Genomic DNA, 21,362 nt, shown 5'->3' with positions numbered 1-21,362 from the left:
CATCAATCAGGTTCGATGTTGATCCAGCGCAAAGTGGCAACGAATCGGCGGCTGCGCTGCGGGCCTCACTGTCATAATCAACTTCAGTACAGACAGTCAAGGATGCCATGGACCTGAAAAGCCTCATTGACCAGCCCGGCAAACTGCCCACGATCCCGAAGGTGGGTCAGCAGTTGATTGCCAGCTTCAGTTCAGACGATGTGTCGGTGAGGGAAATTGCCGGCCAGCTGACCGCAGACCCGGCTTTGAGCGCCAAGTTATTGCGGCTGGCCAATTCGGCTTACTTCCATGTTTCGCGCACCATTGGCACCGTCGAGGCTGCCCTGCAAATGCTGGGGTTTGTGATGGTACGCAACCTGGTGCTGGGCAACAGTGTGGCGGGTGCGTTCAAACATGTTCCCGGCATTGATCTCAAACAATTCTGGCGTTACAACCTTTACACCGCCTGTACGGCGCGTTGGTTGGCGCAGCATGGTGAGGCCAACTCGGACATGGTCTTCACGCTGGGTCTGATGCACGGCATTGGCCAGTTGCAAATGCACATGGTGATGCCCCAGGAGGTGGCCCAGCTGGACAAGCAGATGGGGGTGCTGGATGCAGGTCGTGCTCAACTGGAAGTACACACCTTTGGTTTCCATTATGGTGAGGTGTCTGCAGAACTGGCGCGAATCTGGAATTTTCCGCTGCCGCTGATTGAGGCTTTGCGCCATATCCCCCAGCCCTTGCTGTCGCCCGATTTTTCGGAGCCTGCTGCCTGGGTCCATATGGGGGCCTGGCGTGCACGCGTTGAGGTGTTGGGTTTGAGTGAAGATGCGCAGGTGGCCAGTTACCCGGGCCAGGTTGGTGAGCGACTGGGTTTGAACCCAGGTTGGAGCAACCCTGCATCGGCCTCCCTGTTGCCACAGGGAGAGCCGGTGGTCATGCCGCCACTGTTGCAGCTCACGGAAGGTCTGGAAGTGATGTTTGAGTGAGCCGTCTGGACCAGAGCCAGACACGCAGCGTCGTCAATTCAGGCGCATTCCTGCTGCCAGTTGCGTCACGTTGTACCGCATCATTTTTAAATAGGTGTTGCCAGGCTCTGTTGGGCCCGAGAGGGCGTCCACGTACAGTTTGGGACCGAGGGTGACACCAGTGTCGCGGCTGATCTGCGCCAGCAACTTGGGGTTGGTCATGTTTTCCACGAACACCGCCTTGATCTTGTCGCGTTGGATTTGGCGGATGAGCTGGCTTACCTCCTTGGCGCTGGGCTCGCCCTCTGACGATACGCCTTGTGGTGCCAAGAACCTGATCTGGTATCGCGCGGCAAAGTAGCCAAACGCATCGTGCGAAGTAATCACCTGACGCTGGCGCGGGTTGAGGGGGGCAAATTGGGTTTGCGCAAATGCGTCAAGCGCTTCGAGTTCCTTGATGTATGCCTCGCTATTTTTTTGATAGCTACTAGTGCCCTCTGGGTCCAGACTGGAGAGTGATTTGGCAATATTTTTGACATACAGAACCGCATTGCGAGGGTCCTGCCAGGCGTGAGGGTCAGTATCGGCGTGCGCGTGGCCCGGTTTGGCAGGCAGTTGACGCACTGAGATACCTTGGCTGGCCACCAGCGTGTTGCCCTTGTACGCAGCAGATTTGGCCAATTTGGAAGCCCAGGGCTCGAAGTTGAGCCCATTGATGACAAACAGCCGGGACTTCAAAATGGCTTTTGCATGTGCCGGTGTCGGTTCAAATTCATGCGCATCGGCATCGGGGCCCACCAGCGTGGTCACTTGAACCCGATCACCACCCACCGCCTGCACCAGGTCACCCAGGATGCTGAAGCTGGTCACCACCGGCAGCTTGTCAGCCGCCTGGCTGGCGGAAGGCAGCAGCCAGCCTGGGCTGAGGGCGGCACAGGCCAGCAGTTGCAGGGTCAGACGTTTCATAACAAGCTCTTTCGTACAACAACATGAAGGGAGGTCAGCCCACGCGGTGGGGGCGTTTGAGCAATTTGGGCAGCCAACCGCTGGGAGACAGCAACAAGGACAGGACGTACAGCAGCCCGGCGCAGCCAATGATGGTGGGGCCGCTGGGGGTGTCCAGGTGGTATGACAGCAGCAGCCCGGCCAGACTGGCCAGCGCCGCCTGGACACTGGCGTTGATGAGTTGGGCGCTCAGGGTGTCGTGCCACAACCGTGCAGACACCGCCGGCAACATCATCAGGCCCACCGCCATCAGTGTGCCCAGGGTTTGAAACCCCGCCACCAGATTGAGTACCACCAGCATCAGAAAACCCTGTTGCCAGACCCAGCTGCGGTGGCCGCAGGCGCTCAGGAAAACCGGGTCAAAGGTTTCCAGCACCAGGCCCCGATAGCCGGCCGCCAGCGTCAGCAGGCTGAGGCTGGCCACGCCAGACACCAGCAGCAGACCGGTGCTATCTACACCGAGTGCACTGCCAAACAGGATGTGAAGCAGATCCAGCTGCGTGCCATGGCGTGCCAGCAAGGTAACCCCCAGTGCCAGCGCGACCAGGTACATGGCGGCCAGACTGGCGTCCTCCTTGAGCTGGGTAAAACGGCTGATCAGCCCAGCCAGCGCTGCGGCCAGCAGTCCGGCCAGCACACCTCCCACGGCCATGGCCGTCAGGGACAGGCCGAACAACATATAAGCCACAGCCACACCGGGCAAAACTGCGTGGCTCAGCGCATCGCCCAGCAAGCTCATGCGTCGTAGGGTCAAAAACACCCCCAACGGTGCGGCACTGAGCGACAAGGCCAGGGTGGCCACCAGCGCCCGGCGCATGAAGGCGAATTCGGCAAACGGGCCAACGGCCAGGTCCCACAGTGCCTGCAGAGTCGCCGTCATGCCGCCTGCCTTGGTGTGGGCGCTTCGTCCGTGTGGCAGATATCGGCGTGGTCATCCCAGGCTTCGGCCAGCGCGCGTGCACGTTGCAGATGCACCGGTGTCAGGACCTCCGAGGTCTTACCCCATGCCACCAGCTCGCGTGCCAGCAACAGGGTCTGTGGGAAATGTGCCAACACCTGGGCATCGTCATGCAGCACGGCGATGACCGTGCGGCCTTGTTCGTGCCACTGATGCACCAGCGCCAGCAGTGCGGCCGTGGTACGTGAATCCATGGCGGTAAAAGGCTCGTCCAGCAAGATCAGCTCGGCATCCTGGACCAGCAGCCGGGCGAACAACACCCGCTGAAACTGTCCGCTGGACAACGAGCCCACCGTGCGCTGCTCGAACCCCTCCAGGCCAACCTCGTGAATTGCGGCAGCCACTTGATTCTGCAGTGCTGGCGTGACCCGTCCCCAGGCACCCACGCGGCTCCAGCAACCCAACAACACGCAGTCATACACCGACATCGGAAAACTGCGGTCGATCTCGCTGAGCTGAGGCAAATAGGCGATGCGCGCGCGCGGCGGGGTCACCGTGACTTGTCCACCCGCCGGCTTCAACAAGCCCATGATGCTTTTGAGCAGCGTGCTCTTGCCCGAACCATTGGGGCCGATCACTGCGGTGAACGACCCTGGCGCAAACTGGCCGCTGATGTGGTGCAAAGCCGGGTGCTGGCGGTAACTCACCGTCAGGTTATCAAGCGTCACCACGGCTGCACCTCGGCACTGGCCCAGCCTACGGCCAGCCACAGCAGGACCAGCAGCGGCAACACCACCAGCACACGCTGCCAGGCGGGCCATCCCAACACGCCGCTGATCGGCGGTGAACCCACCGGGACCGGATGGTGGGGGTGGGCATGATCATGTGAAGGCGAGGCGGCATGGCCTGGATCATGGGTGTGGTCTGAATCGGGCATGGAAAATTCCGCAGGCAAGTCAAGATACTGCAATTGAGTTGCGGTATAGTTTATCGCAATTTGGTTGCAATAATTTGCAAACGCAACTCAATTGCGATAATTTCGGACAAAAGTAGGTACTCAACAAGATGGCTTCCACTTCAACCCCAGCGCAGCCGGACCCGATTGATGCACTGCTGTCTGCCCACGGCTTGCGCCGTACCGGGGCGGCGCGTTTGGTGCTGGGGTGGTTTTTGTCGCATCCTGACACCAGTTATACCCATGCCCAGTTGCAGGCAGCGCTGCAAAGTGCTGAGTCGGCGCATGGGGTCGGTGAAGGTGGTGTCACGCTGGACCGTGTCACGCTGTACCGCCTGATTGACCGCCTGACCCAGGTCGGTCTACTGTTGTGTCGGGTGGATGCCAAACGGGTGCGCCGTTACCAGGCCATGCCTGAGAGTGTCAAAGCCATGCCGCATTTCGAGTGTCAAAGCTGCCATCGTGACAGTCCGCTGACCGGGGCCTTGCAAGGCAATGCCATGGACCTGGAGGCCGCGGCCCAGAACGCCCTGCAGGCGCTCCAAGCACTTGGTTACCAGGGGCTGAGCCTGGATCTGGCGGTGCGTGGCGTGTGTGCCGATTGCGCCGGTGCGGCGGCTGTACCGAAGGCGGTGGCACCGTGATCCGTAGCCAGGGTCTGACTTATCAATACGCCAACGGCCCCAGGCTGGTCTTCCCGGACGTGGATGTGACTCAGGGGACGGTGCTGTTGCTCAGTGGTCCGTCGGGTTGCGGCAAATCGACCTGGCTGGCGCTGGTCGCGGCACTGGTGGCGCCGACCAGTGGGGCCTTGTGGGTGGCGGGTCAGTCATTGAGCGAACTCAACAGGATGGCGGCCGATGCCTGGCGTGCCAGGACCATTGGTTTTTTGCCGCAAAAACTGCATCTGAGTGCGGCGCTGACGGTGCAACAGAACCTGGCCATGGCGCAGTGGGCCGCGAGTCAGCCTGAGGCACCTGGGCGTATCAAGGCAGCCCTGTCGGCGTTGGGGGTTGCCGAGCTGGCCGCACGTCTGCCGGCACAGCTCTCCGGTGGTCAGGCACAACGTGTGGCATTGGCGCGCGCCGTGTTGCTGGAGCCGCAGGTGATTCTGGCCGATGAGCCCACGGCCAGTTTGGACGATGAAGCAGCAGCTGACGCTGTACGCCTGCTGTTGTCCACCGCGCGTGCGCAAGCGGCCACACTGGTGATTGCCAGTCACGATGCCCGTGTGGCGGCTTTGATCAGCGCCGAATCTGCGGGGCAAATTGGCTTTGTGCCCGTGCAGTTCATACGCAATTCACTATGAAAAGTAGAGCATGAAAACGCTTTTTTTCGCCTGGCGCTATCTGTGGTCTCGACCTCTGGGGGCGGTACTCAATGTGCTGCTGTTGAGTTTGGGCTTGGCGTCAATCACGTTTTTGCTGCTGGTGGGGTATCAGTTGACCAAAGCGTTTGACCGCGATCTGGCCGGCATTGATGTGGTGGTCGGGGCCAAAGGCAGCCCGATGCAATTGATTTTGAGTGGGGTACTGCATATTGATGTGCCGCCGGGCAATGTTCCCTTGGCAGCCGTGCACGAGCTGGAAAAGAACCCGCTGGTGGCCAGCCTCATCCCAATCAGCCTGGGCGACAACTATCAGGCTTATCGCATTGTGGGCACCTCACACGCCTACATCGGCCATTACGGTGCCCAACTGGCGCAGGGGCAGTTGTGGCACAGCCCGATGCAGGTGGTGCTGGGCGCGACTGTGGCACGCAAGCTGGGGCTGCAGCTCGGGCAGACGTTTGTTGGGTCGCACGGCCTGGGCGCTGGTGGCCATGCGCATGGTGACAGCATGTACACCGTGGTGGGAGTTCTGCAACCCAATGGCAGTGTGCTGGACCGCTTGATCCTGACCGATACCGCCTCGGTCTGGCAGGTGCATGAGGATTACACCGCCGTCGACGACGAGGACCGCGCCATCATGGCTGAGGAGCGTGAAGTCACCATGGCGCTGATCAAGTACAAGACACCGCTGGCAGCGCTGAGTTTCCCGCGCTACGTCAATACCAGCACCGAAATGCAGGCTGCCGCGCCAGCTTTGGAAATCACCCGCTTATTAAGCATGCTGGGCTTGGGGACGGACGTGCTGCGGGCTTTTGCCGCCGTGTTGCTGCTGACGGCTGGCTTGAGTGTGTTTATTGCGCTGTGGAGTGTGGTGCGTGAGCGCCGGGCGGATCTAGCGCTGCTGCGCATGTTGGGTGCACCGCCCGCGCGGGTGGCTGCCCTGTTGCTCAGCGAGGCCTTGTGGCTGGGGCTGCTGGCTGCGGTGCTGGGCCTGGCGCTGGGTCAGGGTTTTGCCGCGGCACTGGGCTGGTTTTTGCAGCTGGACACCTCCTTGCTGGTGGGGGGCCTGATTTGGCCCGCTGATTTACTGGTCGTGCCTGCGGTGGCGTTGGGCGTGGCCCTGGGCGCAGCCTTGTTGCCTGCGCTGGGGGCGTATCGGGTCAGCGTGCTCGAACTCCTTCAGTCTCGTTAACCCAGGAATATTTATGAAAAATTTGGCTCTAGCCCTCGTGTTTACTGCATTTTCAGCTGCAACATCCATAGCGGCTCAGCCTGTTCAGGGGCAAGCTGCGCTGGATAAGGCGACGCAGGAAGACATCGCTCGTCATCGCACCATGGCGCTGGCGCATGAAAACGCCGCCAAATGCCTGGCATCGGGCAAAAGTGATGAGGTTTGTGAAAAACAATTGCAGCTCGACTGCAAAGGCTTGGCCATCGGCAAATTTTGCGGCATGAAGCACACGCATTAATATCTGCCAGACGACAACAAAGGGGCTTCGTGATGTGTCATGGGATGTTCAAGAAAAGAGCGTGGTATGGGGTTGGCGTGTGCTGGCTGGGGCTGCTGCTGGCTGTCTTGCCGATGGGGGGGCTGGCACAGCTCAGTTCGCCCGTCCCCGGCGGCGCCCCTGCGGGCATCCCCAGCGGGACGGGGCCCGGTGTGCATAGTCCCAACAGCCCTTTCAAACCGCTGCCGCAACGTACCGATGTGGTGCCCTGGTCCCTGCTGACGGCGGTCAAGCTGCGCGACGGCGCCAAGGGACCGCGCCCGCGTTTCAACCCGGAGCAGCAGGCGCTCAATGGCAAGGTCCAGCGGATCCAAGGTTTCATGATGCCGCTGGAGCCCGGTGAGCGGCAAAAACATTTCCTGCTGAGTTCCGTGCCTTTGACCTGTTCTTTCTGCGTGCCCGGTGGCCCCGAAAGCATGGTGGAAGTTACCACCTCCAGTGCTGTCAAATACACCATGGAGCCGGTGGTGGTAGAGGGCAAGTTCTCGGTGCTGACCGATGACCCCTATGGCTTGTATTACCGGATCACCGATGGCACAGGGGTGAAGTAAATCCAGCGCCTGCCTGTGATGTGCTCGGTGCCGGAAGTGCACAATAATTGATAAATATCAGGTTTTCAGACGTTGGCCTGATGCATAGTCCGAACCCTCAGTCATCTTGTTTTTTTGGGGCTGATTTAACTAGGACCTGCAATATGAAAGCAATTCAAGATCTTTTTTCTACTGACTATGGCATCGCCAGTTTTGTCGTTATTGGCTTGACGATTGTTGGTTTGGGTGTGGCTTATGGTGTGCTGAAGAAAAAAATGGCCGAGTCTGCCGCGCAGGCCGACAAATAACTGGCACAGTTTTTTTTTCCAGGCGGCTGGTATTCGCCTGGTTGTCATTGATCGCTTTCACCCCGCCACGGGGTGAAGAGGTGTTTTCGGACACAATCGGGACTCGTCAACTCCTGGGTCTCGTGTGAATAGTCCGGTTGTCTCTGCGCTGCTTCCTGTCGTTTTGCTGATTGCTATTGGTTTTATAGCGGGAAAGGTCAATTGGATACGGGCAGAGTCGCTAAAAGACCTGTCCAATCTGGTGTTCATGGTGCTGACGCCGGCACTGCTGTTTCGTACCATGAGCACGGTGCATGTGGAGCAGCTCAACTTCCAGCCAGTGGCCATGTACTTTGTGGCCGCGCTGTTGTTGTTTGCTGCCATGTTGCTGTGGCGGGGGCTGAACCGGCGCTCAGCCGTGCTGGCGTTGGCCAGCACCTTCAGCAACACGGTGATGATTGGCATCCCGCTGATTGGCCTGGCTTATGGGCAAACCGGTCTGGTCACCCTGTTCACGCTGATTTCCGTTCATGCACTGGTGTTGCTCACCCTGTCCACCATCGTGCTGGAGATGGCGGCCGCCCGCGAGGACCGTGCCGGTGGGGTAGGTGGGCAGCGCAACATGGCCATGACGGTGTTGTCAGCCATCCAGGGTGGCATCATCCACCCAGTGCCCTTGCCGATCATTCTTGGCTTGTTGTTTGCCCAGACCGGACTGGTGCTGCCCTCGGTGGTGGACCGCCCTTTGCAACTGCTTGGCAGCGCCTTTGGTCCGGTGGCTCTGGTGCTGGTGGGGGCGACCCTGACCCAGGTGCAGGTGGGTGAGCACCTAAAAAAGGCCTTGGGCATCAGCGTGTTGAAAAACCTGGCCTTGCCGGCGATCATGGCGGCGCTGGGACTGGTGTTCGGCATGTCGGGTCTGCCGCTGACGGTGATGATTGTGGCTGCTGCCTTGCCGATGGGGGCCAATGTGTTTTTGTTTGCCCAGCGTTATGAGGTGGCGCAGGAACTGGTCACCGCCAGCATGGCCGTGTCCACGGTGCTGGGGCTGGCAACGATCACACTGGTGATGTCGCTGGTGGGGCTTCTGGGCTGAATGACGGCGCTGCGCAGCAGCCAGTCAAGGCGCCAATCGTTCCCGAACCCATGCCACTTCAACCCCATCTCCACCCGGCTGCAGGGTGTAACGCAGCCGGTCATGCAGGCGGCTTTTGCGCCCTTGCCAGAACTGCCAGTTGTCCGGTTTCAGCCGATAACCGCCCCAGTGGGGCGGCCTGGGCGGGTTGAGTAAAAACTGCGCCCCATAACGGGCGGCATTGGCCACCAGCACGCCCCGCCCCGAGATCACCTGGCTTTGCGGGCTGGCCCAGGCGCCAATCCGGGAGTCGAGCGGACGACTGTGAAAGTAGTCGTCGCTCTCGGCGTCGCTGACTTTTTCAACCACACCTTCAATGCGCACCACCCGTTCCAGCTCCACCCAGTGGAACTGCAGCGCCGCATAAGGGTTACCGGCCAGCTCCAGCCCCTTGCGGGACTCGTAGTTGGTATACCAGACGATGCCGCGCGCATCAAATCCCTTGATCAGCACCACTCGCGTGCTTGGGCGCAGGTTGCTGCCGACAGTGGCCACCGTCATGGCGTTGGGCTCGGGCACCTCGGCGGTGATCGCCTCGTTGAGCCATTGTTCAAACTGTTTCAGCGGGTCGGCATGGGAGGCTTCCTCGTTGAGTTCGGCGCGTTCGTAACTTTTGCGGAGGTCGGCGATGTTTTGCATGGGCGCAGTATAAGAAACCGCCAGCGGGCGCGCAGGCGTCAACTTTGTCTTGGTAACCCATTGGTAACGATCAGTCCTTCTTTTTGGGGGAGACCTGGGTTACCATTGCTGATGTAATTTTGTTACATGAACGGATGCCATTGATGAAACTCCATACCTCTGTCGACGCTGTAACCCAGCGCATCCGCAAACGCAGCTGGGTCACGCGCAGCGCTTATCTGACCCAACTTCATGTGGCAGCGCAGCGCCCACCGGGAGTCCAGCGCCTGGGCTGTGCCAACGTGGCGCACGCGTTGGCAGCCTTGCCGGCTAACGACAAATTGAAGGTGGTTGAGCAGCGTGCGCCCAACATTGGCATGGTGACGGCCTACAACGACATGTTGTCTGCACATGCGCCGTTTCAGCATTACCCCGACCTGATCAAGGCCGAGGCGCGCCGGCTTGGGGCGACTGCGCAGGTGGCCGGTGGTGTACCAGCCATGTGTGACGGTGTCACCCAGGGCACACCGGGCATGGAGCTGAGTCTGTTTTCGCGCGACGTGATTGCCATGGCCACGGCCGTGGCCTTGAGCCACGACGTGTTTGCCGGCGCCCTGATGCTGGGGGTGTGCGACAAGATTGTGCCGGGCCTGTTGATTGGTGCCTTGCAGTTTGGTCATTTGCCCACCGTGTTTGTCCCGGCCGGCCCGATGACCTCGGGCTTGTCCAATGAGGACAAAGCCAAGGTGCGTGAGCAGGCGGCACAGGGCCTGGTGGGGCGCGCTGAACTGCTGGCGGCCGAATCAGCGGCCTACCACGGCGCGGGCACCTGTACCTTTTATGGCACGGCCAACAGCAACCAGATGTTGATGGAGGCCATGGGGCTGCATGTGCCAGGTAGCGCTTTTGTCAACCCCGGGGCGGCCCTGCGTGACGAACTCACGCGCGAAGCACTGCGCACGGTGCTGGGGCAAGCGGATGCCAGATGCCCACCGATCGGGCTGGTGGTGGACGAACGCTGCATCGTCAATGCCATGGTGGCACTGCTGGCCACGGGGGGCTCGACCAATCACCTGATTCACTGGGTGGCGGTGGCGCGTGCGGCGGGGATCCTCATTGACTGGGACGACTTCTCGGCCCTGTCTGAGGTGGTGCCGCTGCTGGCCCGTGTTTACCCGAACGGTCGTGCTGACGTGAACCAGTTTCAGGCCGCTGGTGGCCCGGCTTACGTGATCCGGGAATTACTGGACGGTGGTTTCATGCACCCGGATGTGCTGACCAACCGCGCTGGTGGTCTGCGTGAATACACCCGTGTCCCGTCGGCAGCCGGGCCACATGGTGCAGTGACGCTGGTTTGGCAGGACAGTGGTGCCAGCCAGGACGACAGCGTGCTGCGCCCGGTCAGCGCTCCGTTCAGCCCCAGCGGTGGCCTGAAGCTGCTGTTGGGCAACCTCGGACGCAGCGTGATCAAGGTCTCTGCCGTGCCAGAGGATCGCCATGTGATCGAGGCACCATGCCGGGTGTTTGACTCGCAGGAAGCCTTGCATGCGGCTTTTGCTGCCCAGGAGCTCAATCGCGATGTCGTTTGCGTGGTGCGCTGGCAGGGGCCGCAGGCCAACGGCATGCCCGAGCTGCATAAACTCACCCCGCCGCTGGCGGTGTTGCAAGGCCGGGGCCTGCGGGTGGCGCTGGTGACTGACGGGCGCATGAGCGGGGCGTCCGGCCGTGTGCCGTCAGCCATCCATGTCTCGCCGGAAGCGGCTGCCGGTGGTCCGCTGGCCAAAGTACGCGACGGTGATGTGATCCGGCTTGATGCGGTTGCCGGCACGCTGCAGGTGCTGGTGCCCGAGGATGAGTTGGCGGCGCGTGAGGTGCTGGTGATGCCCGAGACCTTGCGTGCGGCCAACGGTGTGGGCATGGGGCGCGCCCTGTTTGCCAACCTGCGACGCAACGCCAGCAGTGCCGAAGAAGGTGCCTGTAGCTGGCTCTAAGTTCTTTTTGTGAAAGTAATCATGAACACTCCATCCTCTTTGACTGCCCTGCAAGTGATGCAGGACGCCCCGGTGATCCCGGTGATTGTGCTCAATGACGTGGCACATGCCGTGCCCCTGGCGCACGCCTTGTTGGCCGGCGGCATTCGTATGCTGGAAGTGACCCTGCGCACACCGCAGGCGCTGGCGTGTATCGAAGCCATCGCGCGTGAGGTGCCCGAAGCTGTGGTGGGTGCCGGCACGGTGCGCTCCAGGGCCGACGCCCAGGCTGCTGCCAGGGCTGGCGCCCGTTTTGCGGTCAGTCCGGGTTACACCTGTGCAATTGGACAGGCCTGCCGCGATGCCGGTTTGGCGCTGTTGCCTGGCGTGGCTACTGGCAGCGAGATCATGATGGCGCAGGAAGACGGGTTCACCGAGCTCAAGTTTTTTCCCGCCGTGCAGGCCGGCGGCGTAGCCATGCTCAAGGCTTGGAGCGGCCCGTTTTTTGATGTGAAGTTCTGCCCCACCGGGGGCATCACCCTGCAAAATGCGCCCGACTTTCTGGCGTTGCCCAATGTGGTGTGTGTGGGCGGTTCCTGGTTGGTGCCGGGTAACGTGGCTGAACAAGGTGACTGGGGCAGGGTGACCCGCTTGGCGAATGAAACCCGGGTGTTGCATCGCCAGCTATTTGGCGGCTAATTTGCTATAAATTACATAGCAGTATAAAGCCGTTCTACCTGGGCTAGAGGCCAAAAATCATGTTGACTGACTGATTTTGACCAGTTGGTCGAGTTGCTGCAACAAGGTGTCGCGCAGGGCTTCGAGTTCACCCAGCCGGGCCAGGGCCCGGGCTTGCTGTCCCTGGGTCTGGAGCTGTGCCAGCTCCTTGCCCAGAGCGTGAATCTGATGATGCAGTTGCTCGATGGTGGCGAACTGGGGCAGTGTGCCAAACTGGCGCCGGCCTTCCTGACGAAGCCATTGCCCGAAATGGCATTGATCGTGCTCCAGGGGTGGGGGTAACGGGCGTTCCCCTTGAAGATGGCTTTGGAGTGAAGTGATCCAGTTGCGATGTTCGATTTGCGCGTACAGCAGTGAGAGCTTGTCGGCAGCAATGGGGGATTGCCGCCCCCAGGATGCATCTGGTGTCCAATGGGCAATCCAGTCCGGCAGTTCCTGGGCCGGCATCGGTTTGGCAATGCCGTAGCCTTGGGCTTGTTCACAGCCCAGCTGCAGCAGCAGCGTGCCATGGGCGACGGTTTCAACGCCTTCGGCAATGACTTCGCGCCGGAAGGATCTGGCCAGCCCGATGATGCCCTGCAGGATGGCCAGATCGTCCACGTCATTGAGCATGCCGCTGACAAAACTCTGGTCAATCTTGAGCAGGTTGACGCGCAGCCGGCGCAGATAGGTCAGGGAGGAATAGCCAGTGCCAAAGTCATCCATGGCAAAACTCACACCCAGCTCGCGGCAGTCCTCGATCACCTGGGATACCCGTGCCAGGTCTTCGAGGGCGCTGGTTTCCAGGATTTCGATCTCCAGGCTGGATGGCCGGACCGTCGGGTGTGCCGCCAGAATCTCTTGCAGGCGAAACACAAAATTGGATTGCTGTAACTGACGTGCGCCGACATTGACGCTGACGGGCAGGTTCAGCCCCCGCACCTGCCAGCGCGCCATCTGGGCCAGGGCATTGGCAATCACCCATTCCCCAAGCTCAATCGAGAGCGGATGGTTTTCAATGATGGGCAGGAACAGCGCGGGGGACCGCAGCCCGTCCTGCGGGTGTTGCCAGCGGATCAAGGCCTCGCAGCCAATGACTTCACCGGTGCGCAAATTCACCTTGGGCTGGTAATGCAGAATGAATTCACCGTTGGTCAGTGCCTGGCGGATGCGTTCGATACTTTCATGCTGGCTGCGGATGCCGCTGTCTTGCTCGGTGTCAAAAAAGTTGTAGCGGTTTTTACCGGACTGTTTGGCCTGGTACATGGCCTGGTCGGCTTGCCGCAACAACTGGTCGGCTTCCACCTCCTGCGTCTGGGGGTAATAAGTGACGCCCAGACTGGCCGAGATCTGCAGCAGCTCGCCATTGATCAGCGTCGGTTGGGCGGCGACATTGAGCAGCCGGATGAGCATGGGCACACTGGCATTGACATCGTCCAGATCACCCAGAACGGCGACAAATTCGTCTCCGCCAATACGCGCCAGCGTGTCACCTTCACGCAGGCACTGCTTCATGCGGGTGGCCAGGGCAATCAGCAACTGGTCACCGGTTTCATGGCCGTGGTTGTCGTTGACGGATTTGAAGCCATCCAGATCCAGAAACACCACCGCCAGTTTTTTGCCCCGTCGTTGCTCCTGCAGCATGCCTTGACGCAGGCGGTCGGCCAGCAACACGCGGTTGGGCAAATTGGTCAGGGCGTCGTAATGGGCAATGTGGTCGAGCTTCTGTTGCTGTTCCTTGGCCGCCGTGATATCAAAGAACAGGCCAACGTAGTGGGTGGCCCGCTGGTCGGCATCACGCACGGCGGTGATGGTGAGCATCTCGGCATAGAGTTCACCGTTTTTGCGCCGGTTCCAGATCTCCCCATACCAGTGGCCTTTTCTGGTCAATTGCTCCCAGAAATTCACATAAAACGCCTTGCTTTGCCGGCCGGAATTCATGATGCGCGGGTTCTGGCCCAGCACCTCCTCACGTGGGTAGCCGGTGATCCGCGTGAAAGCTTCATTGACATCAATGATGGTGCCATCCAGACCGGAAATGATGATGCCTTCACGCGCATGGGTGAACACGCTGGCGGCCAGTTGCAGCCGTTCCTCGGCCTGCTTGCGCTGTGAGATGTCGGCAATAAAGGCCGTGAACTGCAGCAGGTCGTGATTCTTCAGCGCTGTGATGGACAACTCGATGGGGAACTCCTCACCACTGCGGCGCAGTGCGGTGATCTCGATGTTGTGGTTGATGAATCGTTCTTCACCGGCTTGCAGGAAGTTCGCCAGTCCTCGTTGATGGGCCTGGCGGTGCTGCACGGGAATGATCAAGTCATGCAGCGCTTGTCCGATGGCTTCGCGCTTGGACCAGCCGAAGATGGTCTCCGCGCTTTTGTTCCACTCGACGATGTGGCCCTGGACGTCCATGCCAACCACAGCGTCCAGCGCGGTGTCAAAAGTGGCCCGCAGGCGTGATTCACTCATCAACAGCGCGGCTTTTCGTTGCGCCAGACTATCGAGCATGTGGTTGAATTGACGGGCCAGTTGCGCTGCCTCATCGTCACCGGTGACTTTGGCGCGTGCGCCGGAATCCCCCGCCTGGACGGCATCGGCCACGCGTTGAATGGCATGCAGGCGGCGCGTCAGGTATTGGCCGGTGAGTGCTGCCAGGATCAGGCTCAGCACAATGCCGGTCAGCCCCACCAGAATCCCACGCTCCCTGGTTTCGGCCAGTTTGGTGTTGAGTGCCTGGGTGCCCAGGCCAATGCGGACCCAGCCGATGTGTTGGCCGGAGAGCACCACGGGACTGGCCACATCAACCTGACTCGATCCGTGTTGCAGCACCGTGGCTTTGGCCGTTGGCGGCAAATCATGCAGATACAGACCCAGCCGAGAAGGATCACTGTGCGCCAGCACGCGGCCACGTACATCCAGCACGATGATGTGCCGTGCATCTGGATATTGCTTCAGGCTGTCCACAATGTCACGCAAACCACCGTAGTCCCGGGAGATCACCCACACGGCTGCCGAAGTCGCCACGCTGTGTGCCAGCACCATGGCCTGATCGGTTTGTTGTTCAAACAGCACCGATTGCTGCCGGCGGGTCTGGTCCCAGACAAACACCGACATGGTGATGGCCATGACCACGGTCATACCGACGATGAGTTGTCGGCGCAGGGTGCCTGCCAGCAGGTATTTAAGACGCGGGAGCATCATGGACGTTCAATCGGTCGGACTTCTTTCTCGAACCGCTCAACATAGGTGCGAACGACATCGTAATGGGCATCATCGGCGGCGTGAAAACGCGCCGTCTCCATGCCGGACAGGACTTTTTGGCCTTCGGGGGTTTCCGCGAGATCCAGCAGGGCTTGCCTGACCTGTTGGCTGATGGCGACCGGGACATCGTTGCGGACCATCACGGAATTGTTCACCAGCGGTGGAGTTTCCCAGATCACCTTCAACTCGGCGGCCTCTGCGGGATGGTTTTTTTGAAACAGGTTCCAGGGTGGAGGCCAGGTAGCGCCCGCAGCGACTTGCCCCAGATAGACATTCATGATGGACGACTCCTGGGAACCGACATAGGTGTTGTGAATGTCGGTGTTGATGTTGAGGCCCTGGGTGTGCAAGAAATACTGGGGCATGATGGCCGCGGCCAATGCTGTGGGTGACGGATAACTCACGGTTTTGCCCTTGAGGTCGGCCGGTGTCCTGATGTGGCTATCTTTGCGCACGATCAGCAAACCCTTGAAGTTCTCCGCGTCGCCCCACATGGCCATCACCTGGTAGCCTACTTTCTGGGCTTCAATGGTCTGCCACGGATTGGGCATCAGGAATTCGGCCTCGCGGGCACGGAATTTCTGCTCAAAGGATTGGTAGTCGCGGGAGGCTTCCAGCTCCAGGTGACCACCCTGTAACTTGCCGTTGATGTGATCCACCAGCGGCTGGAACACCTCGCTGAGGGTCTGCGGGTTGTACAAGGGGTGAGGCACAAGCCGGTAGACTGGTGACGTCAGCTGGGCTGGCCCCGTGCGGTATTCCAGCGGTTTGTCCTCGGTTGTTGGCTGGCACCCGATCAGGGCCAACAGCGTCAACGCGACGCCAGAGGCCAGTGCTGCCGACCGGGAAAGGATGACCAACGCACCCCTCCATTCCCGATGGCCTGGGAACGTGATGACGCTCTCTGAGTTGGGGTGGGTAGTCATTGTTCCAAATGATCGTTCTTTTGTTTTTTTCTTCCCTTTTGAAAGGCTATCACTGTCCTTCAGTCGGACTTTGATTTGGTTTAATTATGCTGGCGGTGTTTCGACGTTGGTGAAAAATCTGTTGATCACCTCAGGCTGCGCCGTCCGCTCACTCTGGCCGCTGGATCAACTCCACCTTGTAACCATCGGGATCGGTGACAAAGGCAATCACGGTGCTGCCACCTTTGACCGGACCGGCTTCACGTGTCACATTGCCACCGGCTGCGCGGATTTTCTCGCAGGCCGCGTAGGCGTCGGGCACACCCAAGGCAATATGGCCATAAGCCGTGCCCATGTCGTAGTGGTCTACGCCCCAGTTGTAGGTGAGTTCGAGTTCGGCGTGTTCCGGGTTGCGGCCATAACCCAGGAACGCCAGGGAGTATTTGTAATCAGGATTTTCGGAGGTGCGCAGCAGGGTCATGCCCAGCACCTGGGTATAGAAGTCAATTGAGCGTTGCAGGTTGCCAACGCGCAGCATGGTGTGAAGCAGTCTCATGAGGTGGCTTTCAGGTCGGGGTTTTGTTCAGACCGGATTTAAGCTCAAAAACCAGACAGGTGGTGGTGGCATGGGCAAATAGGGTGCCATCCGGTCCGACTATTCTGGCTTCGGCAGTCGCAAGTTGGCGGCCGCAATGCACGATGGTGCCCTCGGCGCGCACCCGTTGCACCTTGTGGCCAATGCTGCGCACCAGGTTAATGCTCAATTCGGCGGTGGTATAGGCGCGCCCGACGGGCATCATGGTGTGGACAGCGCACCCCAGCGCCGAGTCCAGCAGGGTGGCGTACCAGCCGCCATGAATGGTGCCCATGGGGTTGAGGTGGGCCGGACCGGGCTTGCCCTGAAACACGGCGCGTCCCTGGCTGACTTCCATGAGGTAAAAGTCCAGAGTCTGGGCAATGGCTGCGTACGGAATGTCTCCCCGCAGCATAGCCTGCATCATTTGCAGGCCATCCATGTGCGCAATTTGATCAGCTCGGGCCACGCCGGGACCTGCGCCGTGCGCCATGCGGGTGGTGACTTCGGCCTCTTGGGCCAGCCAGGTTGGAAGAAGATCGGTGGTCATGGCAAGTTGTTTCTTGAATTTGAATGAAGTGGATGGAATTAATTGCAGTTACAACGATTGTAGATACAATTAAAACATGACACCGTCAGATGCCGCATCACCACCCAAACCGCAGGGGTGTACCAACCTCAAATTGCGCCAACTGATGCGTCGCGTGGCCCAGCATTACGACGACGAAGTCGGCAAGACCGGACTCAAGGGCACCCAGTATTCGTTGCTGTCCGCGGTGGTCAAACTTGGGCCGATACGTGCGGTGGATTTGGCAGACACCCTGAAACTCAGCACCTCCACGCTGTCGCGCAATTTGCAGCCCATGGTGACGGCGGGCTGGCTGGTGGTTGGCCCGGGTGTGGATGCGCGCAGCAAGTTGATCAGCGTCACACCCGCCGGGCAGATCAAGCGGGTCGAGGCGCAACAGCATTGGCGGGTGGCGCAAGAGCGTCTGAATGCCCGGTTGGGGGCCGACAAGGTGATGGCCCTGCACGCCATGCTGGATGATGTGATGACAGCTTTGTCATCGGATGCCACCGAACCATCGCAGCCTTGAGTCACGGTTCAGGCGCTGGTACGTCGGCTGCTCAGGCAGCAAGTGCCATCCCGGATAATGCCCTGAAATTACCGCACTGGAGCCGCTATGCCGCAATTCACCAAAGTTGTTTTGTTCACCGATCTGGATGGTCGCGCCAAATTCCGGGAAGAGAGGGTTCCCCTGGATCAGGGGTCACCCCAGTCGGCCTTGTCGGCATTGATGCCCTCGGCGGGCTACCAGCTACGGACCAGTCCGGTCGGTTTTCGCAGCAGTTTTCATTGCACCACCGAGCCGCAGTGGGTGATCATTCTGGGGGGGCAGATGGAAATCAGCCTGCAGGACGGCAGTGCTCGCATTTTCAAGCCGGGTGAGCATTTTTATTCAGCCGACGTGCTGCCTGCCGGGCAGACTTTTGATGCCACGGTTCATGGTCACTGGAGCCGTCAGGTAGGCCCCGACCCCCTGGTGACACTGTTTGTGCGTGGATGAGATATTAGCTATAAATAGTATAGCTATAAAGGCATATTTTACGCGGGCTAGAGCCCTAAAACATGCTTGACTTCATGGCAAGGGCTCGTTGCAGGCTGCCGCAGCAAAGCTGTCTGCTGCGGCAACGGCAAGCATGTTCAGCGATTGCCGCTTGGGCCACTTGAGCGGCCGCCACGACCACCCGAGCGGTTAGGGCCACCAGGGCGGCCTGCACCGGGGCGACCACCACCACCGCCAAAGTTACCGCCAGGGGCGCCGCCATTGCGGTTGCCGCCACCGAAACCACCACGACGCGGGCCACGGTCGGCCATCATGTCCACGCTGGTACGCATGGGATCAGGCTGACCACCACCGGAACGTGAGGGGGCTGGTGTGGCACCGCCATAACCGCCGCCGTTACCGCCACCGTAGCCGCGTGCCGGGCGCTGTCCCGGTCCGCGTACCGCTTGTTCGGCTGCAGACAGGTGGCTGCGTGGTTCGGCGTTGCTGCCTGCACCACGGCCTTCGCCGCCATGGCCGCGGGCACCGCGGCCACCACTGCTGTTGTTGCGACCTTCGGGGCTGGGGCCGCGTCCGCCGCCGCCCTGACCCGGGCGAGCGGCGCCGGGGCCTTTGCTTTCACGCACGCGGGTCAGCATTTCGGAGCGAGCCGCCTTGGCGGCCGCTTGCATGACTTCGCGGCTGGGTGGTTTGCCCGCACCACCCCAGATGGTTTGCCGCCCCATCGCAATAGGCTCGGCCTTTTCCCCGGGTTCGGGCATGAATTCTTCATAAATCTTGACCGGAATGTCCTGCTTGGTGAAGCGTTCGATGGCTTGCATGAAGCCTTCCTCATCGAGGCTGACCAAATTCACGGCTGTGCCATCTGCACCGGCACGACCCGTGCGGCCAATGCGGTGCACATAGTCTTCACACACGTTGGGGATGTCGTAGTTCACCACATGCGGCAGGTCGTCGATGTCGATGCCACGTGCGGCAATGTCGGTGGCCACCAGGGCGCGCATCTCGCCGGTCTTGAAGCCAGCCAGTGCCTGGGTACGGGCAGACTGGCTCTTGTTGCCATGCAGCGCCATGGCGTTGATGCCGTTTTTGCACAGGAATTCGGCCACATTGTTGGCGCCAAACTTGGTGCGGGTGAACACCAGCACCTGGCTCCAGTTGTTCTCTTGAATGATGTGCGCCAGCAGCGCTTTTTTCTTGCCGCGGCCGACCGGGTGGATCAGCTGGGTGATGCGCTGCACCGTGGTGTTGCGCGGTGTCACCTGGACACTTTGCGGATTTTTCAGCAGTGTGGCGGCCAGGTCACGGATTTCGTCACTGAAGGTGGCCGAGAACAACAGGCTTTGTTTGTCCTTGGGCACGGCGGCCAGCACCTTCTTCACATCATGGATAAAGCCCATGTCGAGCATGCGGTCGGCTTCGTCGAGCACCAGAATCTGCACCTGGCTGAGGTCCAGCATGCCTTGTTGCATCAGATCAAGCAGACGCCCGGGGGTGGCCACCAGGATGTCCACGCCTTTTTTCATACGGCTGATTTGTGGGTTCATGCCAACGCCACCAAAAATGGCGGCGGAGTTGAGTTCCAGGTATTTGCCGTAAACCGTGACGGACTCTTCCACCTGGGCCGCCAATTCCCGGGTGGGAACCAGCACCAGGGCACGGGTGGCTTTGCCGCCAAACTTGTTGACACCGGCTTCGCCGCGGCTGAGCTTGTCCAGCATGGGCAGGGTGAAGGCGGCAGTTTTGCCGGTGCCGGTCTGGGCGCCGCCGAGCAGATCATGACCTTCGAGTACCACAGGGATCGCCTGGGCCTGGATTGGCGTGGGAGTTTCGTAGCCTTGCTCAAGCACGGCTTTGACGATGGCCGGAGCCAAATTTAATTCTTCAAATTTCATAGAGGTGCACCCCATCCAGGGCGCTAGGGCATCGGCCTGTTTTGGCGTACTTAAACGTCAATTCAGTCAAAGGCAGATGGGATCAAAAACGGAACCCTGGCAAAGTGTCAGCGGCTCCCAGCAAGGTGCTGGACATGCGGGCAACTGAAGCCCCACACACCCGCATATTGTCGCACGTCTGGTGGCTATACTTTTCACCATGCCCCGCCAGTACTTTTTTAATCACGTTGTGCATCTGTTGACGCCGCGCCAATGGTTGGTGGTGGCCGTACTTTCTGGTCTGCTGGCGTTCGGGTCGGGGTTGTATCTGGCGGTATGGGCGGGTATGCCGCTGGGTGGTCCGGTGGCCCGGTTGTTTGACAGGACCGAACTGTTTATTCGCGACACGATTCGTCTGACTTTCAAAAATCGTTCTGAAAAGCGCATCATGACCGGCGAGCCCGCAGTGTTTATGGCACCGTTGGGTATCCTGGAGCCAGACCGGACGTTCAAGTGGCTGGATGCGTCGGCGCCGGTGGTGGTGCCGGCGGGAACCGCCTCGGCAGAGGTGTCGGCTGCGGTGGTCACCGCGCCGACGGCGGTATCGACCCCGCAGTCCCATGTGTCCGCCAAGGCGCCATCTCGGATGTTGGACCCGGACTGGAAGCCAGATTTCAAAGGGGATTAAATGGGTGTATTGACTGTCATCAACGTCAGCTTGTGCCGGTGGGCAAACACTTGGCGTATGGGGAGGGGCATTGTTTTGGCCTGCCTGTGTGGTCTGGGTGCGCTGGGGCCTCAAGCCGCAAGTGCCGAGCCTGTAGCCGTTCTGAGCCAGTTTTATTTGTATCAGGCGCCTTTGACCCGTGCGTTTTTCAAGACCAATGGGGCCACTTATGACGCAATGTACGATCGTTGGAAGACTTACCTCAGGCAGTCGACCACCACTTTCAAGGAGGTGTCCCGGGCCAACCTGCTGGGTGGCTTGACGCCCGGGGTGCTGGTTCTGGGGTCGGCCATTTTGCTGGATGAACAGGAGCGTGCGGCGGTGGATCGGTATGTCGCTTCAGGTGGCAGTGTATTGTTGACCTGGGGCACCGGCGCCCGCGATGCCAAGGGGCGTTGGGTGGGGTATGAATTTGCCGAAAAACTGCTGGAGATGAAGGTGGTGGGCAAGGTGGATGCTGAATCCAATGAGCGTTTTGTCAATACATTTGGGGATGGTCCGCTGAGTTGGTCACTGCCCGCTGGTGAGCGTATCTTTTTGGGCGAGGTGG

The 21,362-nt window shown here is 60.2% G+C and carries 24 protein-coding genes; 14 read left to right on the top strand and 10 right to left on the bottom strand.

Annotation, left to right across the window (positions count from 1 at the left end):
- The first annotated feature begins 107 nt into the window (after positions 1 to 107).
- A complete protein-coding gene (locus PHW99_RS03830) occupies positions 108 to 971 on the top strand; it encodes an HDOD domain-containing protein (RefSeq protein ID WP_300173964.1) in 864 nt (287 codons plus the stop codon).
- Between the two features lie 33 nt (positions 972 to 1,004).
- Here the strand turns inward: PHW99_RS03830 and PHW99_RS03825 are convergent, their stop codons facing one another.
- Genes PHW99_RS03825 through PHW99_RS03810 form a run of 4 tightly spaced genes read right to left on the bottom strand, consistent with a single transcriptional unit; the run spans position 1,005 to position 3,790 of the window.
- Positions 1,005 to 1,916, bottom strand: a complete 912-nt coding sequence (locus PHW99_RS03825; protein WP_300173962.1) for a metal ABC transporter substrate-binding protein — start codon at positions 1,914 to 1,916, stop codon at positions 1,005 to 1,007.
- 34 nt (positions 1,917 to 1,950) lie between these two features.
- Positions 1,951 to 2,835 (bottom strand): metal ABC transporter permease, encoded by an 885-nt coding sequence (locus tag PHW99_RS03820; RefSeq protein WP_300173960.1) that lies wholly within the window; start codon positions 2,833 to 2,835, stop codon positions 1,951 to 1,953.
- A complete protein-coding gene (aztA, locus tag PHW99_RS03815) occupies positions 2,832 to 3,584 on the bottom strand; it encodes a zinc ABC transporter ATP-binding protein AztA (protein WP_300173958.1) in 753 nt (250 codons plus the stop codon). Before aztA ends, PHW99_RS03820 begins: the two co-directional genes overlap by 4 nt.
- Positions 3,578 to 3,790, bottom strand: a complete 213-nt coding sequence (locus tag PHW99_RS03810) for a hypothetical protein (RefSeq protein ID WP_300173956.1) — start codon at positions 3,788 to 3,790, stop codon at positions 3,578 to 3,580. Before PHW99_RS03810 ends, aztA begins: the two co-directional genes overlap by 7 nt.
- Positions 3,791 to 3,918: 128 nt before the next feature.
- Here PHW99_RS03810 and PHW99_RS03805 point away from each other — a divergent pair, with 128 nt between their 5' ends.
- From PHW99_RS03805 to PHW99_RS03775, 7 genes are all read left to right on the top strand, one after another.
- Positions 3,919 to 4,452 carry a Fur family transcriptional regulator gene (locus PHW99_RS03805; RefSeq protein ID WP_300173955.1) on the top strand — a complete coding sequence of 178 codons (534 nt, stop codon included), beginning with the start codon at positions 3,919 to 3,921 and terminating at the stop codon, positions 4,450 to 4,452.
- Positions 4,449 to 5,117, top strand: a complete 669-nt coding sequence (locus tag PHW99_RS03800; RefSeq protein WP_300173954.1) for an ATP-binding cassette domain-containing protein — start codon at positions 4,449 to 4,451, stop codon at positions 5,115 to 5,117. The genes PHW99_RS03805 and PHW99_RS03800 overlap by 4 nt, the downstream gene beginning before the upstream one ends.
- A gap of 10 nt (positions 5,118 to 5,127) precedes the next feature.
- The gene (locus tag PHW99_RS03795) at positions 5,128 to 6,330 is read left to right on the top strand and encodes an FtsX-like permease family protein (protein WP_300173952.1); all 1,203 of its coding nucleotides are present in this window, start codon (positions 5,128 to 5,130) and stop codon (positions 6,328 to 6,330) included.
- A gap of 13 nt (positions 6,331 to 6,343) precedes the next feature.
- Positions 6,344 to 6,607, top strand: a complete 264-nt coding sequence (locus PHW99_RS03790) for a hypothetical protein (RefSeq protein WP_300173950.1) — start codon at positions 6,344 to 6,346, stop codon at positions 6,605 to 6,607.
- Positions 6,608 to 6,651: 44 nt separating this feature from the next.
- Positions 6,652 to 7,197, top strand: coding sequence for a DUF3299 domain-containing protein (locus PHW99_RS03785; RefSeq protein ID WP_300173948.1), 546 nt, complete (start codon positions 6,652 to 6,654; stop codon positions 7,195 to 7,197).
- Between the two features lie 143 nt (positions 7,198 to 7,340).
- Positions 7,341 to 7,484, top strand: a complete 144-nt coding sequence (locus PHW99_RS03780) for a DUF3149 domain-containing protein (RefSeq protein WP_300173946.1) — start codon at positions 7,341 to 7,343, stop codon at positions 7,482 to 7,484.
- A gap of 124 nt (positions 7,485 to 7,608) precedes the next feature.
- The gene (locus PHW99_RS03775; RefSeq protein WP_300173944.1) at positions 7,609 to 8,559 is read left to right on the top strand and encodes an AEC family transporter; all 951 of its coding nucleotides are present in this window, start codon (positions 7,609 to 7,611) and stop codon (positions 8,557 to 8,559) included.
- Between the two features lie 24 nt (positions 8,560 to 8,583).
- Here PHW99_RS03775 and pdxH read toward each other — a convergent pair whose 3' ends face one another.
- Positions 8,584 to 9,237 (bottom strand): pyridoxamine 5'-phosphate oxidase, encoded by a 654-nt coding sequence (gene pdxH / locus PHW99_RS03770; protein ID WP_300173943.1) that lies wholly within the window; start codon positions 9,235 to 9,237, stop codon positions 8,584 to 8,586.
- Positions 9,238 to 9,380: 143 nt separating this feature from the next.
- Here pdxH and edd point away from each other — a divergent pair, with 143 nt between their 5' ends.
- Positions 9,381 to 11,207, top strand: coding sequence for a phosphogluconate dehydratase (gene edd, locus PHW99_RS03765; protein ID WP_300173941.1), 1,827 nt, complete (start codon positions 9,381 to 9,383; stop codon positions 11,205 to 11,207).
- A 21-nt stretch (positions 11,208 to 11,228) separates the two neighbouring features.
- The gene (gene eda / locus PHW99_RS03760) at positions 11,229 to 11,885 is read left to right on the top strand and encodes a bifunctional 4-hydroxy-2-oxoglutarate aldolase/2-dehydro-3-deoxy-phosphogluconate aldolase (RefSeq protein ID WP_300173939.1); all 657 of its coding nucleotides are present in this window, start codon (positions 11,229 to 11,231) and stop codon (positions 11,883 to 11,885) included.
- Between the two features lie 57 nt (positions 11,886 to 11,942).
- Here eda and PHW99_RS03755 read toward each other — a convergent pair whose 3' ends face one another.
- The 4 genes from PHW99_RS03755 to PHW99_RS03740 form a co-directional block, all read right to left on the bottom strand.
- On the bottom strand, positions 11,943 to 15,104 hold the full coding sequence (locus PHW99_RS03755; protein WP_300173937.1) for an EAL domain-containing protein: 3,162 nt from the start codon (positions 15,102 to 15,104) through the stop codon (positions 11,943 to 11,945).
- The gene (locus tag PHW99_RS03750) at positions 15,101 to 16,024 is read right to left on the bottom strand and encodes a phosphate/phosphite/phosphonate ABC transporter substrate-binding protein (RefSeq protein WP_300173935.1); all 924 of its coding nucleotides are present in this window, start codon (positions 16,022 to 16,024) and stop codon (positions 15,101 to 15,103) included. Before PHW99_RS03750 ends, PHW99_RS03755 begins: the two co-directional genes overlap by 4 nt.
- A 214-nt stretch (positions 16,025 to 16,238) precedes the next feature.
- The gene (gene gloA, locus PHW99_RS03745; RefSeq protein ID WP_300173933.1) at positions 16,239 to 16,625 is read right to left on the bottom strand and encodes a lactoylglutathione lyase; all 387 of its coding nucleotides are present in this window, start codon (positions 16,623 to 16,625) and stop codon (positions 16,239 to 16,241) included.
- Positions 16,626 to 16,635: 10 nt separating this feature from the next.
- Positions 16,636 to 17,193 carry a PaaI family thioesterase gene (locus PHW99_RS03740; protein ID WP_300173931.1) on the bottom strand — a complete coding sequence of 186 codons (558 nt, stop codon included), beginning with the start codon at positions 17,191 to 17,193 and terminating at the stop codon, positions 16,636 to 16,638.
- A 76-nt stretch (positions 17,194 to 17,269) separates the two neighbouring features.
- Between PHW99_RS03740 and PHW99_RS03735 the strand changes: the two genes are divergently transcribed.
- Entirely contained in the window at positions 17,270 to 17,740 is a 471-nt protein-coding gene (locus tag PHW99_RS03735) for a MarR family winged helix-turn-helix transcriptional regulator (RefSeq protein ID WP_300173929.1), read from the top strand.
- A gap of 87 nt (positions 17,741 to 17,827) precedes the next feature.
- On the top strand, positions 17,828 to 18,211 hold the full coding sequence (locus PHW99_RS03730) for a hypothetical protein (RefSeq protein WP_300173927.1): 384 nt from the start codon (positions 17,828 to 17,830) through the stop codon (positions 18,209 to 18,211).
- A gap of 137 nt (positions 18,212 to 18,348) precedes the next feature.
- Here the strand turns inward: PHW99_RS03730 and PHW99_RS03725 are convergent, their stop codons facing one another.
- Positions 18,349 to 20,106: a DEAD/DEAH box helicase gene (locus PHW99_RS03725; RefSeq protein WP_300173925.1), complete on the bottom strand. Its 1,758-nt coding sequence runs from the start codon at positions 20,104 to 20,106 to the stop codon at positions 18,349 to 18,351.
- Between the two features lie 199 nt (positions 20,107 to 20,305).
- Here PHW99_RS03725 and PHW99_RS03720 point away from each other — a divergent pair, with 199 nt between their 5' ends.
- Positions 20,306 to 20,773 carry a hypothetical protein gene (locus PHW99_RS03720; protein WP_300173923.1) on the top strand — a complete coding sequence of 156 codons (468 nt, stop codon included), beginning with the start codon at positions 20,306 to 20,308 and terminating at the stop codon, positions 20,771 to 20,773.
- Positions 20,774 to 20,830: 57 nt separating this feature from the next.
- Positions 20,831 to 21,362, top strand: a 532-nt coding sequence (locus PHW99_RS03715; protein WP_300173921.1) for a hypothetical protein, incomplete at its 3' end; no start/stop codon positions are given.

The sequence above is a fragment of the Rhodoferax sp. genome, from assembly GCF_028689305.1.
In the GTDB taxonomy this organism is placed as follows: Bacteria; Pseudomonadota; Gammaproteobacteria; order Burkholderiales; family Burkholderiaceae_C; genus Rhodoferax.
Note: the sequence above shows the minus strand (reverse complement) of the source record. Positions and strands in the feature narration are given on the sequence as shown.

Coding starts and splice junctions, on each gene's coding strand:
- PHW99_RS03830 (WP_300173964.1), top strand. CDS start 108: ATGGACCTGAAAAGCCTCATTGACCAGCCCGGCAAACTGCCCACGATC.
- PHW99_RS03825 (WP_300173962.1), bottom strand. CDS start 1,916: ATGAAACGTCTGACCCTGCAACTGCTGGCCTGTGCCGCCCTCAGCCCA.
- PHW99_RS03820 (WP_300173960.1), bottom strand. CDS start 2,835: ATGACGGCGACTCTGCAGGCACTGTGGGACCTGGCCGTTGGCCCGTTT.
- PHW99_RS03810 (WP_300173956.1), bottom strand. CDS start 3,790: ATGCCCGATTCAGACCACACCCATGATCCAGGCCATGCCGCCTCGCCT.
- PHW99_RS03805 (WP_300173955.1), top strand. CDS start 3,919: ATGGCTTCCACTTCAACCCCAGCGCAGCCGGACCCGATTGATGCACTG.
- PHW99_RS03795 (WP_300173952.1), top strand. CDS start 5,128: ATGAAAACGCTTTTTTTCGCCTGGCGCTATCTGTGGTCTCGACCTCTG.
- PHW99_RS03790 (WP_300173950.1), top strand. CDS start 6,344: ATGAAAAATTTGGCTCTAGCCCTCGTGTTTACTGCATTTTCAGCTGCA.
- PHW99_RS03785 (WP_300173948.1), top strand. CDS start 6,652: ATGTTCAAGAAAAGAGCGTGGTATGGGGTTGGCGTGTGCTGGCTGGGG.
- PHW99_RS03780 (WP_300173946.1), top strand. CDS start 7,341: ATGAAAGCAATTCAAGATCTTTTTTCTACTGACTATGGCATCGCCAGT.
- pdxH (WP_300173943.1), bottom strand. CDS start 9,237: ATGCAAAACATCGCCGACCTCCGCAAAAGTTACGAACGCGCCGAACTC.
- edd (WP_300173941.1), top strand. CDS start 9,381: ATGAAACTCCATACCTCTGTCGACGCTGTAACCCAGCGCATCCGCAAA.
- eda (WP_300173939.1), top strand. CDS start 11,229: ATGAACACTCCATCCTCTTTGACTGCCCTGCAAGTGATGCAGGACGCC.
- PHW99_RS03755 (WP_300173937.1), bottom strand. CDS start 15,104: ATGATGCTCCCGCGTCTTAAATACCTGCTGGCAGGCACCCTGCGCCGA.
- gloA (WP_300173933.1), bottom strand. CDS start 16,625: ATGAGACTGCTTCACACCATGCTGCGCGTTGGCAACCTGCAACGCTCA.
- PHW99_RS03740 (WP_300173931.1), bottom strand. CDS start 17,193: ATGACCACCGATCTTCTTCCAACCTGGCTGGCCCAAGAGGCCGAAGTC.
- PHW99_RS03735 (WP_300173929.1), top strand. CDS start 17,270: ATGACACCGTCAGATGCCGCATCACCACCCAAACCGCAGGGGTGTACC.
- PHW99_RS03730 (WP_300173927.1), top strand. CDS start 17,828: ATGCCGCAATTCACCAAAGTTGTTTTGTTCACCGATCTGGATGGTCGC.
- PHW99_RS03725 (WP_300173925.1), bottom strand. CDS start 20,106: ATGAAATTTGAAGAATTAAATTTGGCTCCGGCCATCGTCAAAGCCGTG.
- PHW99_RS03720 (WP_300173923.1), top strand. CDS start 20,306: ATGCCCCGCCAGTACTTTTTTAATCACGTTGTGCATCTGTTGACGCCG.